The sequence below is a fragment of the Pedococcus sp. P2_D9 genome (assembly GCF_056404275.1).
Map to the genome: position 1 here is coordinate 73,095 of NZ_JBFUEI010000008.1, position 15,701 is coordinate 88,795.

A 15,701-nucleotide genomic window follows, 5' to 3' on the forward strand; every position below is an offset into this window, starting at 1 on the left:
CTCACCTGCGGCCGTCAGCGGGATGCGCCGCCGCGCACCGGGTCGTAGCGCGGCACCCAGTAACCCAGCCAGCCGGTCCCGACCAGTGCCAGCCCGCCGAGGGTGAGGCAGGCTGCCGCCAGTCCCGCCTGCGCCGTGACGAGGCTGATCAGCGCCGGCGACCCGCTCATGCCCAGGACGGACACGAAGCGCCAGCCACCCAGGAACTGCGACCGCCCGACCTCCGGCGCGCTGTCGGCGCCGAGGGTCATCACGATGCCCGATCCCAGGCCGTTGCCCACGGCGGCGACGAGGGCGACCGCCGTGACGGCCAGCGCGCTGTGCGTCAGGGGCAGGGCGATCATCCCGATCCCGAGCAGCACGACGCACGGCACGGCCACCCAGATCCGGCCGAACCGGTCCATCACCGACCCTGCCGGGTAGAACAGCAGCATCTCGACACCGGCGACGATGCCGAAGATGACGGCCGTGGTGCTGGCGGACAGGCCGACGTGCGCAGCCCAGAGCGGGAGCAGGACGAGCCGGGCCGAGCGTGCGGCGCCGATGACCATGACTCCCAGGCCGATGGTCAGGTAGACCCTGCGGTGGTCCCAGAGCACCGCTGCGGTGCCGGTGGGAGTTCCGCCGGTGGAAGTTCCGCCGGCGGACGCTCGGTCGCGCAGCTCCCTGGCCTGCGCCTCGTGCGCCGCCGTGAGGTCCGGACCCAGCCACACCAGCGCCGCCGCCCCGAGGCCGGCCCCCACCGCGACCGCGAACCCGGCGCGCGGCCCCCACAGGTGGATGATCGGCGCCCCGATGAACGGCCCGATGAACATCCCGATCCGGTTCACCCCGCCGAGGGTCGACAGGGCTCGAGCGCGCATGGAGACCGGCACCGCGTCGATGAGGTAGGCCTGCCGTGCGACCAGGAACACGGACGACGTGAACCCCATCGCGAACACCGTCACCATGAGCACGCCGAGCGACGGGGCGGTCAGTGCCACGAAGGCCGCCACCGCGTCCACCGCGCTCGCCCACAGCAGCGCCCGTCGCTCCCCGACCCGGTGGACGAGCGCGCCGGCCGGCACCGCGAAGAAGAGCTCGGCGACCAGGGCCAGCCCGGCCGTGAGTGCGGCGATCGCCGGGGTCGCCCCGAGGTCGAGGGCACTCAGCGTGACGATCGGGACGACCGCGCCGCTGCCGATCGCCACGATGATGGTGGGACCGTAGGCCGGCACCGCGATCGCGCGCAGGCTGAAGGCGGTCTCGGTGTCGAGCTCGGGTCGAGGCTTGGGTGGCTTGGGTGGCTTGGGTGCGGACATCCCGGCCATTCTGACGCGCTCCGACGACGGACGCCCCTGACTTCTCACGCCCAGGGACCCCACGAGTAGGTTCGGGCCCATGAGATTCGTCGTGCCCGCCCGCTTCTGCGGCCCACCCGAGTCAGGCAACGGAGGCTGGGTCAGCGGGCACGCGGCTGCCCTGCTCCAACCCGGCCCCGACGAAGCCGTCACCGTGCGCCTGCGCACCCCTCCCCCGCTCGATCGGGAGCTGACGGTGCAGACGGGTTCGATGGGGGGCCACCGCACGCTCGAGGTCCACGACGGCGAGCACCCCGTCGTGGAGGCGACGACGACCGCGGAACTGGACGCGGGCGGCATACCGGCTGCTGTGTCGTTCGCCGAGGCCACGACGGCGGGCGAGGGCTATGAAGGACTGGTCGCCCACCCGTTCCCCACCTGTTTCTCGTGCGGCACGGGTCGCGCGGCCGGCGACGGCCTGCGGCTCCAGCCCGCTCGGGTCGCGGGCGGCGACGGTGAGTATGCCGCCGCCTGGCGCCCCGGCGCGGACGTCGACCTCGAGACGGTGTGGGCGGCGCTGGACTGCCCCGGCGGCTGGGCCTCGGGGATCGCCGGCCGACCGATGGTGCTCGGCACGATGACCGCCCAGGTGTCGACCCTGCCGAACCCCGGCGACGAGTACGTGGTCATGGCGTGGCAGCGCGGCGGCGAGGGCCGCAAGTACCTGAGCGGGACTGCCCTGTATGCCGCGGACGGAAGCCTGCTCGCGCAGGCCGAGGCGACGTGGATCGCCGTCGACCCCACAGCAGTTCGACCCGCCGGAGGTGCGGCATGAGCAAGCTCGCAGTCGTGACCGGGGCCAGCAGCGGCATCGGTGAGGCGACCGCTCGGCAGCTGGCGGCGGACGGGTTCGAGGTGGTGTGCGCGGCCCGTCGTCGCGACCGGATCGAGGCGCTGGCGTCCGAGATCGGCGGCCGCGCGGTGGTCTGCGACGTGACGTCGGCCGACGACGTGGCGCGGCTGGCGGCGGAGGTCGGCGACCGCCTGGACGTGCTGGTCAACAACGCGGGTGGCGCGCTCGGGCTCGCCCCGGCCGCCGACACCGAGGTCGCCGACTGGCGCGGGATGTTCGAGTCCAACGTGATCGGCACCCTTCAGGTCACCCAGGCGCTCCTGCCGGCCCTGATCGCCTCGGGCGCCGGGACCATCGTCAACGTCGGGTCGATCGCCGGACACGTGGCGTACGAGGGCGGTTCGGGTTACGTCGCCGCCAAGCACGCGGTTGCGGCCCTGACCCAGACGCTGCGGCTCGAGCTCGTCGACCAGCCGGTCCGGGTCGAGGAGATCGCACCCGGGATGGTGCGCACGGAGGAGTTCGCCCTGACGCGGTTCGGCGGGGACCAGGCGCGGGCCGACGCGGTCTATGCGGGGGTGTCGGACCCCCTGGTGGCCCAGGACATCGCCGAGGCGATCGGCTGGATGGTCGGACGCCCGGCCCACGTGAACATCGACCTGCTCGTCATCAAGCCCCGCATCCAGGCCGCTCCGCACAAGGTGCACCGCGACGCCTGACCCGCGGGATCGTGAGCGCCGAACGGGCCGCTTCCTGCTGCCTGCTCACTGCTTTCCTGCTGCCTGACCTGCGCTTTCATGGTTGAGGAATGCAACCATGAAATTGAGTGTTCAACGACCATGACCCAGACCCATGACTCCCTGACCGAGCTCGAGGCCCAGTTCGTCGACCACCTCGAACTCTCCCCCGAGGCTCAGGACCTGCTGTTCCGCGATGCCCGCACCGCCAACGCCTTCACCGACGAGCCCGTGACCGAGGACCAGGTGCGCGCCATCTACGACCTCGTGAAGTGGGCTCCCACCTCGATGAACAACCAGCCGCTGCGGATCGTCCTCGTGCGGACCCCCGAGGCGCGCGGCCGGCTGGTCGAGCTGATGGGCGGCAACAACAAGGCGAAGACGTCGACCGCTCCCCTGGTCGCCGTGCTGGCCGCCGACACCGACTTCCACGACGAGCTCGGCAAGGTCTTCCCCCACTTCGAGGGTGCTCGCGACCTGTTCGCCGGCAACGACGAGATGCGTGAAGGCTCGGCCCTGCTCAACGCCACCCTGCAGGTCGCCTACTTCATCCTGGGCGTCCGCGCGGCCGGCCTGGCTGCCGGCCCGATGACCGGGTTCGACGCCGACGGCGTGGACCGCGAGTTCTTCCCCGACGGCGCCCACCGCACGATCGCCGTGGTCAACATCGGTCGCCCCGCCGAGGGCGCCTGGATGGACCGGCTGCCGCGCCTCGACTACGACGAGGTCGTCACCTCCGTCTGACCCGCACGCATTTCCCTTCCTAAAAACCGTTGCACCAGCCGACCTTCCCGAATTAGCGTCGAGCTACACGGAAGGGAGGTGGTCCAAGAAGTGATTTCAATTTGGACGCGTGAGGTGACTGCGCGCTAGCGCACCTCGACTGCTCGAGGTCCGCCATCCGGCGCAATCCCCAGCAGTTCACCGCAGCCCGTGGGCCGTGCAGGTCGTCCCCTGCGCACGCCGAGCCGATCGTTGTCGGCACGGCAAGGCCCACGGGCTGTTCCATGCCCGACCGCTGGCAACGAGTCGCCCCCTCCTGCGACTCGTCGGCCGCGCGTCAGGGCTGGCGGAGAGCCGCGGCCTCGGCGGCGAGGGCCTCGATGCGGTCCCAGTCCCCTTGTGCCACAGCGTCCTTCGGCGTCAGCCAGGACCCGCCGACGCAGCCGACGTTCGGCAGCGCCAGCCACGCGGCCGCCGTCTCGGGCGTGATCCCACCCGTCGGGCAGAACCGCAGGTGCGGACAAGGCCCGCCCACGGCAGACAGGTAGGGCCGCCCGCCGCTCGCCTCGGYCGGGAAGAACTTCATCGCCTCGAGCCCGGCCTCGGCCAGGACGAGCATCTCCGTCAGGGTGCCGGCACCCGCCAGCAGCGGCAGGCCGCTGGCCAGCGCGGCGTCGAGCAGGCGCGGCGGCGATCCCGGGGTGACCAGGAACTGCGCCCCTGCGTCCTTGACCTGCTGCACCTGCTCGGGCGTGACCACCGTGCCCGCGCCGACGACCATGCCCTCGACCTGCGAGGCCACGGCCTCGATCGCGCCGAGGCCGGCTTCACTCCGCAGCGTGATCTCGATGACGGGTATGCCGCCGCGCACCAGCGCCCGCGCCAGTGGCACCGCCTGCTCGACGGAGTCCACCACGACCACCGGGATGACCGGGGCCAGGTCGAGGATGTCCGCCTCGCTGTGCAGCACCGGCGTGGTCGGGGTGGCCGGCGCGTGCGCCGCGTCCCTCGTGGTCGCGGCCGCCGGGCTCGCCCCGGTCAGGGTGTTGGCGCTGGTCATCGGTTCTCCTCGTGGCTGACGAACGGGGCATTGTCGCTTCGGTCCCAGACGTGACCGAGGCTGCCGAACACGTGGGCTCCCTCGTCGGCGCGGCCGACGGCGGCCCGCATGGACGCGAACAGCTCGCGCCCGGTGCCGACCCCCTCCGCGCTGACCCGCGGGGACGGGACCCGGGCGGCGAACTCGTCCTCGTCGACGAGGACGTCCAACCGGCCGGTGAGCGAGTCGACCCTGATGACGTCGCCGTCCTGGATCTTGGAGATCGGCCCGGCATGCACCGACTCGGGGGTCACGTGGATGGCCGCCGGGATGGCTCCCGACGCCCCACTCATGCGGCCGTCGGTGACCAGGGCCACGGCATACCCACGCTTTTGGAGGACTCCGAGCGAAGGGGTCAGGGCGTGCAGCTCGGGCATGCCGTTGGCACTGGGGCCCTGCTCGCGGATCACGACGATGACGTCGCGGTCGAGCTCGCGCCGGGAGAAGGCCTGGAGGAAGCCGACCTGGTCGGTGAAGACGCGCGCCGGCGCCTCGATGACCCGGTGCTCCTCCGCAACGGCCGACACCTTGATGACCGCGTGGCCCAGGCTGCCTCCGAGGACACGGAGCCCGCCGTCGACGGTGAACGGGTCGTTGGCCGGGCGCAGGACGTCCCGGTCGCCGGATTCCGTTGCCGCGTCGACGAACCCGAGCTGACCACCGATCAACACCGGCCGCTGGGTGTAGCGCCGCAGCCCGGGCCCTGCCACGGTGAGCACGTCCTCGTGGAGCAGGCCGTGGTCGAGCAGGGTGCCCACGAGGAACGGCGTGCCGCCGGCTGCATGGAAGTGGTTCACGTCGGCGGGCCCGTTGGGGTAGATCCGGGCGATGGACGGAACCGCGGCCGACAGGTCGTCGAAGTCCTCCCACGTCAGGTCGATCCCCGCGGCGGCTGCCATCGAGATGAGGTGCATCGTGTGGTTGGTCGAGCCGCCGGTCGCCAGGAGGGCGACGACCCCGTTGACGACCGTCTTCTCGTCCACGACCTGGCCGATGCCGTACGGCGCGTCGGACGCGGCGATCTCGGCGACCCGGGCCGTCGTCGCCGCGGTGAGCGCCTCGCGCAACGGGTCGTCGGGGTGGACGAACGCCGCCCCGGGCAGGTGCAGGCCCATGACGTCCATGAGCATCTGGTTGGAGTTCGCGGTGCCGTAGAAGGTGCAGGTGCCCGGCGAGTGGTAGGACGCCACCTCGCTCGCGAGCAGCTCGTCGCGCCCGACCTCGCCGGCGGCGAAGGCCTTGCGGGTCTCGGACTTGTCCGCGTTGGAGCGGCCCGACGCCATCGGTCCTGCCGGCACGAGGGCGGTCGGCAGGTGCCCGAACGACAGGGCGCCGGCCACGAGCCCGGGGACGATCTTGTCGCAGACGCCGAGCATGAGGACGCCGTCGAAGACGTCGTGGCTGAGCGCGATGGCGGCCGACATCGCGATGACGTCGCGGCTGAAGAGGCTGAGCTCCATGCCCGCGCGGCCCTGGGTGATGCCGTCACACATCGCGGGCACCCCGCCGGCGACGCGGGCCACGGCCCCGACCTCGCGGGCGGTCTGCTTCATGGCGGCGGGGTAGTGCTCGAACGGCGCGTGCGCCGAGAGCATGTCGTTGTAGGACGTGATGATGCCGAGGCTGACGCCCGTGTCGGCAGCCATGGTGGTCCGGTCGCTGCCGCCGCACGCGGCGACCGCGTGGGCGAGGTTGGAGCAACCGAGGTCGGTGCGTGCCGGGCGCAGGCTCAGCTCGGACGCGGCCCGGGAGAGGCGTTGCAGGTATGCCGTGCGGCTGGCACGGCTGCGGTCGGTCACCCGGGCGGTGACGTCGGCGACGACGGGGTGGATCGCGGGGTGGCTGGCGGGCGCCATGAGGCTCCTGAGGGGATTCGGCGGTCGGGGATGGGACCGCGCGAACGGCATCTTTGGCGCGCGCGTGTGATTCAGTTCACAAGTGTGACGGCGACCCGGGATCCGGCAATGGCCATCCCGGCATACGGACCGGTAGCACCGCGAGTGACGGACGGGTGACGGATCACCGCAGGTCGGTCAGGATGTCGGTCATGACGGACTTGATCGAACGGACCATCGAGCGGGTCGAGAACGTCATCTACCTCGCGGTGGCTGTGGTCCTGTTCGCCATCGCCGCCGTCGTGATCGGCAAGACCGTGCTGACGTTCGGGGACCTCGGCAGCGGCGGGGTCGTGGAAGTGGCCGCCGACATCCTCGACCTGCTGCTCCTCGTCTTCATCGTCGTCGAGCTGCTCTTCGCCGTGCGAACCACCCTGTCCCGGCGCGAGCTCGTGGCCGAGCCCTTCCTCCTCGTCGGGATCATCGCCTCCATCAAGGAGATCGTGGTGCTGTCGGTCAAGGCGCCGGACCTGCTGGGCAAGCCCGAGTTCGCCGACACGCTGCGGCTCATGGGGCTGCTGACGGGCACGATCATCCTGCTGGCGCTGGCGTCGTTCCTGTTGCGGCGCAAGGAGCGAGAGCCCAGCGAGGGCGCCAACTCCGGACACGGCGACACCGAGGTGCAGACCGAGGCCCACCCGACCTGACCGCCTCAAACCCCCGGAGTTCGGCGGGCGTCAGGGCTGGCGGCGGGACAGCGCCCACGCGGCCGCGTCGTCCAGCGAACCCTTTCCCACCCTGCTGAAGACCAGCCGGTCGTGCAGCCGGTTGCGCCGGCCACCCCAGAACTCGACCTCGTCGCAGAGCACGCGGTAGCCGCCCCAGAACTCGGGCACGGGCACGTCGTCCGCGTTCCCTCGATCGGGGAACTGCGCGGCATACCTGTCGTAGGCCTGCTCGAGGCCGGCGCGACCCTCGATCGGCTGGGACTGTCGCGAGGCCCACGCGGAGATGCGGGAGGCCCACGGCCGTGACCCGAAGTAGCCGGCAACCTCGTCGCGGGAGACCTGCTCGGCCACGCCTCGGAACCGGATCGCCCGGAACATCGCCGGCCAGGTCAGCGCCGCGGCGATCCCGCCGGTGGCGGCGATCTCGAGTCCCTTCGTGGACTCGGTCCCGGTGACGAACCCCGGGCCGCGCTCGTCGAAGAACCGCATCAACACGGTCCGCACGTTGGGGCGTCCCTCGGCGTCGACGGTGGCGACCGAGAGGGCGTACGGCTCGGGAACGTCGGCCTGGACCTGCGAGCGCGCCACCGCCTCGTCGACCCAGCGCCTGGCCTGTTGCCACGGCGTGGGCGCGATGTCGGCCTCGGAGATTCCTTCGCCGCTGTAGTCGGTGCGAGCAGTGTCCATGGGAACAGTGTCCACGCGCCGTACGTCTCCCATGACACGGGACCAGGGGCCCGAGATTAGGGTGAAGGCCGGACCAGACGTCAGGGAGGCAGCATGCCCAGCAAAGGCAAGGCCGTCGGCAACCTCGTGAAGTGGGGCGTGAAGTACGGCCCCCACGTGGTCGTGCTGGCCCAGCAGGCCAAGGAGCCGGCGATGAAAGCCGCCCAGACGGCACTGGACCGGCAACGGGCCAGGCGCCGGGCGATCGAGCACGCGGCGACAGTGCGTGAGGGCACCGTGCTCAAGACGTTCGACCCGCGGGCGGACCACAGCGAACCGGTGTGGGTGGTCTTCTCAGCCGATGACCCCATCGCTGCCCACCCCACCTCCACCACCCCGCTGGCCGAGCTGATCGCCAACAGCGACCTGTCCAAGCGCGTCCCCCCGGCGGACCTCCCCACCCCGGCCGCACGCCTCAAGCAGCTCCCCCGCCGCCGGAACGGACGATCGCGATGACGCTGCTGGCGCCGATGGCCGACGGGGCTCGGCGCCAGCTCGCCCACGCGCTGCGCTCCAGGGTCGCCGGCAGTGACGCCCAGGCCAAGGCCGAGCGAATCTGGGGAGCCGAGGGACCGCGCTGGTTCACGCCGGAGGACCCGATCTGGCGGGTGCACGCCGACGCCGCGATGTTCCCGGGCGGCATCCGGGCGCTCCTGCTGCAGTCGCTGCACCCGCTCGCCATGGCGGGCGTCGCCGGGCACTCGGGCTACAAGGGCGACCCGTGGGGACGGCTGCAGCGGACCAGCGAGTTCCTGGCCACGACGACCTTCGGCACCATCGACCACGCAGAGGAACAGATCGCCCGGGTCCGGTCGATCCACGACCGGGTGCGCGGCAAGGCGGCCGACGGTCGCCCCTATTCGGCCGGCGACCCGCACCTGCTGAAGTGGGTGCACGCGACCGAGGCCGACAGCTTCCTCACCGCCTACCAGCGCTACGCCGTGGCGCCGCTGAGCGCCGCCGAGGCCGACCTCTACGTGCAGCAGGGCGGCATCGTCGCCAGCGCGCTCGGGGTGGTCGACCCGCCGACGACCGTGGCTGGGCTGCGCGCGACCATCGAGGGCTACCGACCCGAGCTCGAGTCGACTGCAGCGGCTCGTGAGGCTGCGCGCTTCCTGCTCGTCCACCCACCGCTGCCGCTGGCCGCCCGACCCGGGTATGCCGCGTTGGCAGCGGGCGCCGTGGCGATGCTCCCGCGGTGGGCCAGGCAGCCGTTGCGGCTGCCGTGGCTGCCTGTGACCGAGCGGCTGGTCGGGCGCCCCCTCGGTGGGGTGGCGACGTCGACGGTGCGCTGGGCGATGGCGGACGCGACCGACGAACGCCGCCGCGCCGCCTTGCGCAGGGGCAGCTCCGTCTGACTGGAGCCGGCCGGACGCGCGGTATGCCGCGCGGCTGAGCCAGCCACGCGGCATACCTGCTGTTGGTGCTCGGTTGGTCGGTTTGCTCTGGTTCAGGCGAGCCGGCTGCGCTGGAGCAGTCGCAGTCCCACGAGGGCGAACGGCGAGAACCCGACGAGCACACAGGCTGCGGCGACGAGCGGGCTCGTTGCGCCGAAGACCATCAGCCCCGCGACACCGGTGACGATCAGCCCCAGGGTCCACCAGCCGAGGACCCCCGCACGGGCCAGGCCCGCCAGCAGGAGCAGCGGCCCCACCAGGCTGAGCGGCTCGGTGCCGTCCCAGAAGGGCAGCAGCGACCCGGTCTTGAAGCCGCGGAACACCTCGACAGCCTGCTCGGAGCTGAGGTGCGTGCCGGCGGAGGCGTTCCACCAGTCGCTGAGGACCATCCCCGAGACGTTCGCGAACCCGATGGCGGTGGCGAGGGCTCCCGCGACAGCGAGGCGCAGGCCGCGGGCGCCGCGCACCAGGCTCGGTCCGGCGAGGATGCCGAGGGCGATCACGAGGTTGCCGTAGTGCAGGAAAAGCGCCGAGATCTGCGTCATCGTCGTGTCCCGCGTCAGCGAGGAGATGTAGTCGGCGTCGGCCATGCTCTCCTGCGGCGGAGAGGTGAACATGCCACCCGCCCACAGCAGTGGTCCGGCGACGAGGGCGATCCCGGCGGCGACCGCCATCGCGCGACCGGGCGCCCGGCGCGGGTGGTCGGCGGTGGTGTGGTCGGCGGTGGTGCGGTCGCGGGTGGTGTGGTCGCGGGTGGTGCGGTCGCGGGTGGTGTGGTCGCGGGTGGTGTGGTCGCGGGTGGTGCGCGAGGTCCGTGGGGTCGTGGTGGTCACGGTGTGTCCTTTTCGTGAGGTGGCCCGTGGGCCGTCGCCGTCTCTCGGCGCTGCACCAACGGTCCCGGCGGTCCCCCTCAGCGCAGATCCGTCGAGGGGGACCGTCTGCGCCTCCCCCTCGAGGCGGAGCTGGACACGCTGCCGCTCCTCCTCAAGTGGGATACGCGTGCTCGGCGGGCGCCCTACTGTTTTCGCCATGTCTCGAGCCGCCGCCCTCCGCGACCACCGCGTGGTGCCCGTCGTGGCCGCGGTCGCCCTGGGCCTGCTCGGTCTCGTCGAAGCGTGGTCCGACCCGCAGTTCCGGCCGCACGTCGGTGTCCTGGCCATCGCGTCAGGAGTCATCGCCGCCGGCTTCCTGGTGGCCGTCCGCTGGCCGGTTGCCGGTGCCGTCGTGGTCGCCTGCTTCTATCCCGTCGCCACCCTGCTCGGCGCCCCCGGCCCGGGTGGCGCCGGCCTCATCGCCTCGCTCGTGGCCATGGCGTACGCCGGCTTCGCGGCATCCCCGCGCACGTCCCGCATCGCCGCCGTCGCCTCTGTGGGGGTGTTCATCACCACCGAGGCCCTGCGCAACGGCCTGGGCTGGGACACGGTCTTCTTCCCCGTTGTGTTCGTGCCGGCCTGGTGGGTCGGCACCCTGGTGCGGCGGGAGCGCGAGCGCAGCCGCCAGGTCATCGCCCTCGCCACGGAGCTCGACGCGCAGCGCGAAGCCAGCGCTCGCGCAGCGGTGGTCGAGGAACGAGCCCGCATCGCGCGGGAGGTCCACGACTCGGTGGCGCACTCGGTCAGCGTCATGACGCTGCAGCTCGGCGGTCTGCGGCGCCAGCTCGACGCAGTGCTGGTCGACCACCCCGTGGAGCGCGACGTGATGCTGGGGCTCGAGCGGCTCGGCCGTCAGTCGGTCGAGGAGCTCCGCGCCACCGTGGGCATCCTCCGCGAGCCGGGTGATACCGCCATCGGAGCCCCTCCCCCTGCGCTGGCCCGGCTCGAGGACCTGGTCGGCGACGTGCGCGCCACGGGCCTGGACGTGTCCCTCGAGGTGAGTGGCCCGCTCGACGGGCTGCCCAAGGCGCTCGACACCGCGGCATACCGGATCGTCCAGGAGGCGCTCAGCAACGTCCTGCGGCACGCACCGGGAGCGCATGCTGTCGTGCGGGTCGTCAACGACGGCACCGTGGTTCGCCTCACCGTGACCGACGACGGGCGCGGCTCGGGGCGCTCCGGTGTCACCGACCGGGACAACCCCAGCACCGCGGACGGGGCGTACGGCGGCCACGGCGGCCACGGCATCGTGGGCATGCGCGAGCGGGTGGACATGCTCGGCGGGAGCATCTCCGTCGGGCCGGTGCCCGGCGGCGGGTTCGAGGTCGACGTGCGGCTGCCGGTCTCGCGGGAGTGGCAGTGAGGGAGGGGTCGTGAGCATCCGGGTGCTGCTGGTGGACGACGAGGCGATGGTGCGTGTCGGGCTGCGCATGGTGCTGAGTGCCGAGCCCGACATCGAGGTCGTGGGAGAGATCGGGGACGGTGAGGCCGCCGAAGCCGCCGCGCTCGAGCTGGCTCCCGACGTCGTGCTGATGGACGTCCGCATGCCCAGGCTCGACGGGATCGAGGCGGCTCGCCGGGTGATGGCCGCCCGGCCGCAGACGCGGGTCGTGATCCTGACGACGTTCGGCGAGGACGAGTACGTCGAAGGGGCGCTGCGCTCCGGCGTCAGCGGGTTCCTCCTCAAGGTGTCGCCGCCCGAGCAGCTGGTGGCAGCGGTGCGCACGGTCGCTTCCGGCGGTGGCCTGCTGGACCCGTCGGTGACGTTGCGGGTCATCGAGCGGTTCGCCGGCGCTCCCACTCCGCGGACCGTCCGCTCCTCGGCGCTGGACGCGCTGACCGAGCGCGAGCGCGACGTGCTGACCCTGATTGCGAGGGGACTGTCGAACGCCGAGATCGCCGCAGATCTCTACCTCGGCGAGGCCACCGTCAAGACGCACGTGTCGAACGTGCTGATGAAGCTCAGGCTCCGCGACCGGGTGCAGGCCGTCGTAGCCGCCTACGAGCTGGGCCTGGTCGCGCCCGGGGGCCCGGGCTAGTCACCACAGGCGGTCGGCAGCGGGAGTTTCGGGCGAGTGGCCGAAAGTTGGGCCCCACCGGGCGGCCCGGGCCGGGAGTTTCGGGCGAGTGGCCGAAAGTTGGACCCCACCGGGGGGACAGATGCGGCGGAAGGTTACGGCTAGGCGCTAGGGCACGGGGTGGCGGGCGTCGTAGCGCACGAAGCCCGGCTGGATCCGGCCCAGCACGACGATGGCGACCACACAGGCGAGCCCACCCACGACTGCGGTCATCGCCTCGCCGATCCCGCTGGCGAGGAAGCCACCCGCCATCTCACCCAGCCTCGGCCCGCCCGCCACGACGACGATGAAGACGCCCTGCAGCCGCCCGCGCAGGTGGTCCGGTGTGGCGGCCTGCAGGATCGTCGTCCGGAACACCGCGCTCACCGAGTCGGAGGCGCCGGCCACCGCCATGGCCACCAGCCCGAGCCACAGCGCCGCCCCCTTGGACATCACCCCGCCGGCCGCCAGCATCGCAGCACCGAAGCCGGCGATGGCGAAGCCCCAGCCCACGATCGACACCAGGATCGCCAGGCCCTGACGACGCACGTGTCCGAGCCGGCCGGAGAAGAACATGGCGACGATCCCACCCACCGCCGCGGCCGCCGACAGCGCCCCCACCGTCTTGGCCCCGCCTCCGAAAATGATTGCGCCGGCAGCCGGGAACAGCACCCGAGGCTGGGCCAGCAGCATCGCGCAGATGTCGGCGACGAAGGTCATGCGCACATTGGGTCGCGTTGCCAGGAAAGCGAATCCGTCGAGAACCGACCGCAGTCCCGGCCGACTCGGGGCTGCCCCCGCCTCAGGCTCAGGGGGCAGGGGCTGCAGCCTGGCCAGACCCCAGAGCGCGGCCGTCGTGATGACCGCGTCGGTCGTGTAGGCCGCCTTGAAACCACCCCAGTCGACGAGGAAGCCAGCCATGAGCGGTCCCACGGTCATCGACGCGTTCATCGCGAACACGGACAAGGCGTTCGCCGCCGGCAGCAGGTCGCGCGGCAGGATCCGGGGGTAGATCGAGGTGCGGGCCGGTGACGAGACCGCGAACGCGCCGTTCCACAACGCCACCAACGCATAGAGCACCCACACGTGCGTGTTGCCGAGCCAGGCCTGAAGCGCGCAGAGGATGCTCGAGACGAACGCCACCGCCTGGGCGATGAGGCCGACGGTGCGCCGGTCGAAGTGGTCGACGAGCGTGCCGCCATAGAGGCCCATGACCACCAGCGGCACCAGCGCGCAGAACCCCACGATCCCCACGGCCGCAGTCGATCTGGTGATCTCGTAGACCTGCAGGCCGATGGCCACGACAGCCAGCTGCGAGCCCACGTTCGAGAGGGTGAACCCGACATACAGCCGCCGGTATGCCGCGTGGCTGCGTAGCGGGGTCAGGTCCAGGAGCAGCGGCACGAAGAGACTGTATGCCGCGTGGCCACGGTCGCGGCGCCCGGTGCCGTAGCGTCGGGCCCCATGGACCCCCGCGCCCGGATCGCCCTGCTCATCGACGCCGACAACTCCTCGGCGACGAAGATCGACCTGATCCTCAACGAGCTCAGCGCCTACGGCGAGACCAGCATCCGCCGCGCCTACGGCAACTGGACCAAGGCCGGGCTGCGACCCTGGGCCGACGTGCTGCATCCACGGGCGATCCGGCCGATGCAGCAGTACGACTACAGCCGCGGCAAGAACGCCAGCGACATGGCGATGGTCGTCGACGCGATGGCACTGCTCTACAACGACCACCCCGAGGCGTTCGGGATCGTCTCGTCGGATGCCGACTTCACACCATTGGTCATGCACCTGCGCGAGAAGGGGGCGGCGGTCTACGGGTTCGGCGAGCGCAAGACGCCTGAGCCGTTCCGCTCGGCGTGCACCAAGTTCCTCTTCCTCGACCAGCTCGCTGAGCCCGAGGAGGTGGGCGACGCGACCGCGATCACCGACGCTGCTCCCAACGGCACAGTCCTCCGCGAACCCGAACCCGAACCCGGAGCCACAGGCCCCGCGAGCAAGGCGACCGCCACCAACGCGACAACGAAGAAGGCCGCGGTGAAGAAGGCTGCGGCCCTGCGCAAGGGCGCTGCGCCGCCGGCACGCAAGACGACGACCGAGCTGCGCCAGGACGCGGGCCTGGTGCGGCTGCTGCGCAATGCCGTGTCCCGGGCCGCCGACGACGACGGCTGGGCCAGCGTGGCCGAAGTGGGCAACCGCATCTCGAACCAGTCGTCCTTCGACTCCCGCAACCACGGGTACGCCTCGTTGAGCAAGCTGATCAAGGCGACTGAGCTGTTCGAGGTCCGCACCAACGGCAACGCGATGTCCGTCCGCGACAAGCGGCTGGCCAGGAAGGCCTAGACAGAGCCCGCTCCACCGTCGAACCCGCCGCCTGCGCGGCGGTCAGCCGCCTGCGGACCGCGCAGCGAGGAACGCGCGGAGGCTCTCGAGCAGGATGCTGCGCGAGGGGCCGATCCACGCGAAGTGGCTGAAGGCTCCAGTCTCGACCAGCGTGCTGCCCGTGATGGTCGCCTCGAAGTCGAGAGCGTGCGTGAAGGCCGCTCCCCCGTCCGTTCGCGACGCGGTGACCAGCGTGGGCACGCTGACGGAGCGCTGGACCCGCTCACGCTCGGACGAGGACGACTCGCGACCCTGGGCGACGTCGAGGACGAAGCCCCTGCCCGAACCCATCGACAGCAGGGTCGCCCGCGCCTGCTCGCGCTGCTTGGGCGACCACTCGTCGAACCACTCACGGGCGGGCAGCGTGGACAGCTCGCCCATCATGAGTCGCAGTCCCCGGTCGGTCCGCACCATCGCCCTGGTCGCGGCCCACGTGGCCCGCTCGACCCGAGGGCCGAACACCACCGTGGCCATCGCCCGGTCCCGCTTCGTGTCGGGGAAGACGAGCCTCGACGGCGCGCAGCTGTGGAGGACGAGGCGGTCGGCGAGCTCGGTGGCGACAGCCGTGGCGAGCGCCTGCAGCCCGCCGAAGGAGACACCGACGACCGCGTCGAACCGACTGACCCCCAAGGCCGCCGCCACGTCGACGACGGCAGGGACGAACTGGGCGGCGGTCAGGTCGCCGACTCCGGTCGCGCCGTACCCGGGCCGGCTGACCGTCACGACCTGGAAGCCGAGCTCCTCGTAGACGTCCTGCCCGAGCGGAGTCCTCGCCGAGCAGTGGCCTCCCGGGAAGAGCAGGACGTGCCGTTCCGCACTCCCCCGTTCGGCACTCCCCCGGTCTGCGCTGCCCCACACGGCCACCTCGACCGGCCCGAGCCCGGTCCGGACCAGCGTGGCACCCGGGGCGGCCGTCCTGTTCACACGGCGAGTGTGGCCCGGCGGCTGAGCAGACGACTCCGTCATCGGGTTGAACTCCGCCGGCCGCGGGCAGACAGGCACTCCGCCC

At 71.9% G+C, this 15,701-nt stretch carries 16 protein-coding genes; 9 read left to right on the forward strand and 7 right to left on the reverse strand.

Annotated elements, in window-relative coordinates; translation table 11 throughout:
- Positions 1-14 precede the first annotated feature (14 nt).
- Positions 15-1,301 (reverse strand): MFS transporter, encoded by a 1,287-nt coding sequence (locus AC1DXJ_RS13610; RefSeq protein WP_477633478.1) that lies wholly within the window; start codon positions 1,299-1,301, stop codon positions 15-17.
- 79 nt (positions 1,302-1,380) lie between these two features.
- On the opposite strand from AC1DXJ_RS13610, the gene AC1DXJ_RS13615 reads away from it, so the two are divergent.
- From AC1DXJ_RS13615 to AC1DXJ_RS13625, 3 genes are all read left to right on the forward strand, one after another.
- Positions 1,381-2,115 carry a hypothetical protein gene (locus AC1DXJ_RS13615; protein WP_477637216.1) on the forward strand — a complete coding sequence of 245 codons (735 nt, stop codon included), beginning with the start codon at positions 1,381-1,383 and terminating at the stop codon, positions 2,113-2,115.
- Complete coding sequence (locus tag AC1DXJ_RS13620) at positions 2,112-2,852, forward strand: SDR family NAD(P)-dependent oxidoreductase (RefSeq protein ID WP_477637217.1); 741 nt, start codon at positions 2,112-2,114, stop codon at positions 2,850-2,852. Before AC1DXJ_RS13615 ends, AC1DXJ_RS13620 begins: the two co-directional genes overlap by 4 nt.
- Before the next feature lie 120 nt (positions 2,853-2,972).
- Positions 2,973-3,614, forward strand: a complete 642-nt coding sequence (locus AC1DXJ_RS13625; protein WP_477637218.1) for a malonic semialdehyde reductase — start codon at positions 2,973-2,975, stop codon at positions 3,612-3,614.
- Positions 3,615-3,930: 316 nt separating this feature from the next.
- On the opposite strand, the gene eda is transcribed toward AC1DXJ_RS13625, so the two are convergent.
- Together eda and edd are read right to left on the reverse strand one after the other, a co-directional pair.
- The gene (gene eda, locus AC1DXJ_RS13630) at positions 3,931-4,653 is read right to left on the reverse strand and encodes a bifunctional 4-hydroxy-2-oxoglutarate aldolase/2-dehydro-3-deoxy-phosphogluconate aldolase (protein WP_477637219.1); all 723 of its coding nucleotides are present in this window, start codon (positions 4,651-4,653) and stop codon (positions 3,931-3,933) included.
- A complete protein-coding gene (edd, locus tag AC1DXJ_RS13635; RefSeq protein ID WP_477633474.1) occupies positions 4,650-6,548 on the reverse strand; it encodes a phosphogluconate dehydratase in 1,899 nt (632 codons plus the stop codon). The genes eda and edd overlap by 4 nt, the downstream gene beginning before the upstream one ends.
- A 191-nt stretch (positions 6,549-6,739) precedes the next feature.
- On the opposite strand from edd, the gene AC1DXJ_RS13640 reads away from it, so the two are divergent.
- Positions 6,740-7,234, forward strand: a complete 495-nt coding sequence (locus tag AC1DXJ_RS13640; RefSeq protein WP_477615793.1) for a phosphate-starvation-inducible PsiE family protein — start codon at positions 6,740-6,742, stop codon at positions 7,232-7,234.
- 30 nt (positions 7,235-7,264) lie between these two features.
- Here AC1DXJ_RS13640 and pdxH read toward each other — a convergent pair whose 3' ends face one another.
- Positions 7,265-7,942, reverse strand: a complete 678-nt coding sequence (pdxH, locus tag AC1DXJ_RS13645) for a pyridoxamine 5'-phosphate oxidase (protein ID WP_477637220.1) — start codon at positions 7,940-7,942, stop codon at positions 7,265-7,267.
- Positions 7,943-8,035: 93 nt separating this feature from the next.
- On the opposite strand from pdxH, the gene AC1DXJ_RS13650 reads away from it, so the two are divergent.
- Positions 8,036-8,437, forward strand: coding sequence for a hypothetical protein (locus AC1DXJ_RS13650; protein ID WP_477637221.1), 402 nt, complete (start codon positions 8,036-8,038; stop codon positions 8,435-8,437).
- Positions 8,434-9,339 carry an oxygenase MpaB family protein gene (locus AC1DXJ_RS13655; RefSeq protein ID WP_477637222.1) on the forward strand — a complete coding sequence of 302 codons (906 nt, stop codon included), beginning with the start codon at positions 8,434-8,436 and terminating at the stop codon, positions 9,337-9,339. Before AC1DXJ_RS13650 ends, AC1DXJ_RS13655 begins: the two co-directional genes overlap by 4 nt.
- A 92-nt stretch (positions 9,340-9,431) precedes the next feature.
- Here AC1DXJ_RS13655 and AC1DXJ_RS13660 read toward each other — a convergent pair whose 3' ends face one another.
- The gene (locus tag AC1DXJ_RS13660; protein WP_477637223.1) at positions 9,432-10,211 is read right to left on the reverse strand and encodes a hypothetical protein; all 780 of its coding nucleotides are present in this window, start codon (positions 10,209-10,211) and stop codon (positions 9,432-9,434) included.
- A 196-nt stretch (positions 10,212-10,407) separates the two neighbouring features.
- On the opposite strand from AC1DXJ_RS13660, the gene AC1DXJ_RS13665 reads away from it, so the two are divergent.
- Both AC1DXJ_RS13665 and AC1DXJ_RS13670 read left to right on the forward strand, forming a co-directional pair.
- Positions 10,408-11,613 carry a sensor histidine kinase gene (locus tag AC1DXJ_RS13665; RefSeq protein WP_477637224.1) on the forward strand — a complete coding sequence of 402 codons (1,206 nt, stop codon included), beginning with the start codon at positions 10,408-10,410 and terminating at the stop codon, positions 11,611-11,613.
- Between the two features lie 10 nt (positions 11,614-11,623).
- Positions 11,624-12,289 carry a response regulator gene (locus AC1DXJ_RS13670; RefSeq protein ID WP_477615799.1) on the forward strand — a complete coding sequence of 222 codons (666 nt, stop codon included), beginning with the start codon at positions 11,624-11,626 and terminating at the stop codon, positions 12,287-12,289.
- 147 nt (positions 12,290-12,436) lie between these two features.
- Here the strand turns inward: AC1DXJ_RS13670 and AC1DXJ_RS13675 are convergent, their stop codons facing one another.
- Complete coding sequence (locus AC1DXJ_RS13675; protein ID WP_477637225.1) at positions 12,437-13,711, reverse strand: MFS transporter; 1,275 nt, start codon at positions 13,709-13,711, stop codon at positions 12,437-12,439.
- A 60-nt stretch (positions 13,712-13,771) separates the two neighbouring features.
- On the opposite strand from AC1DXJ_RS13675, the gene AC1DXJ_RS13680 reads away from it, so the two are divergent.
- Positions 13,772-14,653, forward strand: coding sequence for an NYN domain-containing protein (locus AC1DXJ_RS13680; RefSeq protein WP_477637226.1), 882 nt, complete (start codon positions 13,772-13,774; stop codon positions 14,651-14,653).
- 42 nt (positions 14,654-14,695) lie between these two features.
- On the opposite strand, the gene AC1DXJ_RS13685 is transcribed toward AC1DXJ_RS13680, so the two are convergent.
- On the reverse strand, positions 14,696-15,616 hold the full coding sequence (locus tag AC1DXJ_RS13685; protein ID WP_477615802.1) for an alpha/beta fold hydrolase: 921 nt from the start codon (positions 15,614-15,616) through the stop codon (positions 14,696-14,698).
- Positions 15,617-15,701 lie beyond the last annotated feature (85 nt).